This window comes from Bartonella sp. MU70NMGDW, from assembly GCF_042194085.1.
GTDB lineage: Bacteria > Pseudomonadota > Alphaproteobacteria > Rhizobiales > Rhizobiaceae > Bartonella > Bartonella grahamii.
This window is the reverse complement of record NZ_JBHIMK010000118.1, coordinates 1-1,850: the sequence shown is the minus strand read 5'-3', so window position 1 is coordinate 1,850 and position 1,850 is coordinate 1. Positions and strand designations below refer to the sequence as shown.

The window sequence follows — 1,850 nt, the reverse complement described above, 5'->3', positions numbered from 1 at the left end:
TCTGGAGGTTCATTCGACGGAAAAACTGATGGGGTATATGCGAAAGAAGGCAGCACCATTACTTTAGACGAAAAAGCCGCAGTTACATCATCTGATGGTTATGGACTTCAAGCAGAAGGTTCAGGATCTAAGATCACAATGGCAGAAGGAACAGTAACAATAAAGAATGAAAAAGCTGCATTATTTGCAGAAAAAGGCGGACAAATTGACGCCACGAATGTTGCTTTAACAACAGATGGCAAAGGAACCGGTGCAGAGGCCTTTGGTCCTGATAGCAGAATTGAATTGCATGGCGATACAACAATTAACAATACTTTGAACGGTCTTGGAGCAGTTGATGGTGGTAAAATTACCAGTGAAAATTTAACCGTTATAGGTGGTGAAGCAATTGATCAAGACCCCGACAAAAACCGCTCTGGTGTATGGACAGCGGACTCTGGGAGTGAAATTCAGTTAACGGGCAAAACAACTATTGAAAATGTTGATGAAGGTTTTTATGCAGATGGTGGGAGTAAAATCATTAGCGGAGATTTAACAATGACCGGTGGTGAAAGTAAAAATGAGACCGTTGCTGTAAACGCTTCAGAGCCTGATAGTGCAATCGAATTAAATGGTAAAACAACCATTCAAAATTTTGATGAAGGTCTTTTTGCAGGAAATAATAGCACGATTAAGATGATTAATGGTGATATTGAAGCAGCACAACGTGCTGTAGAAAACAAAATAGAAGTAAAAAAAGTTGCACTAGCCGTAGCATATGGTGGACTTATTGATCTCACAGATGTCTCTGTAACAGCAGGAATCAGTGGCTTGCAGTTTTTAGGTCTCTCTAAAACCAAACTCAATGAATCGAATGATCCCCAAAAACATCAAAGTAGTGAAATCAATTTAACCAATGCAGATATTCACGTTGAAAATGGTACTGGAATTCTTATTGGAGCTCTCACTGATAACGACATTGAAAATAATGCAGATCTGGCAATCGGTACAGCAAATCTCAAAAATTCAGAAATCCATGCTGATGTTTTACTAGGAAACGGCATTTATTTGAAAGACAAAGGGGTTTGGAACCAAGCAGGTTTAAAAGCGATCTCCAACGGCACTTTTACATTAAACGCTGATCAGTCTACTTTAGAGGGCAGAGCGAATATTGCTAAAGACAGAAATGTACACTTTGATCTGAAAAACGATACAACATGGACGTTGAAAATCAGCAAAAATGAAAAAGATGATGATGGTAATCTGCTTGATATTGCTCAAAGATCTCGTTCTGATATTTCCACGCTTAGTCTCAACAACAGCTCCATTGTTTTTGATAAACCAACAGAAGATCATTACCAAACATTGCATATAGGTTCTGGTAAACCAGACACGCAAGAAGTCTACAACGCAACGGGTGATGCGAAGATTTACTTCAACGCTGAATGGAGTGATGGTGCTGCAATAGATGACCAAAAAACCGATAGACTTTTGATCCATGGGGATGTCTCTGGTAACACATCAGTTTATGTTACGGGGCGCTTAGAAGGGAACAATGTCAAAGCAAATACCTCTGCTGCTGCCAATATCCGTGGTCTGTCACTCATTCAAGTTTCTGGAAAAGCAGAAGAAAACTCTTTCAAACTTGTAAATGGCTATACCACAAGAGGTGGTTTACCGGATATGTATACACTACGTGCCTATGGACCAGACTCAAGCCAAGGCAAAGCCGATGTTGCGCAAAACCTGTTTGATGAAAAGAATGAAAATTTCTGGGATTTCCGTTTACAACCTGAAATTCTTGAAGCGGGTTCTGGCTCTGGTCCAAGTGTGATCGCCCCTGTAGCACAAACAGCAAGCTATTTGGTCAT

Annotated in this window: 1 pseudogene; it reads left to right on the top strand. The window is 40.2% G+C overall.

Annotated features, from left to right (window positions below):
* Positions 1-1,850 (top strand): annotated as a pseudogene (locus tag ACFIKE_RS08365) (autotransporter outer membrane beta-barrel domain-containing protein); the annotation flags it as partial.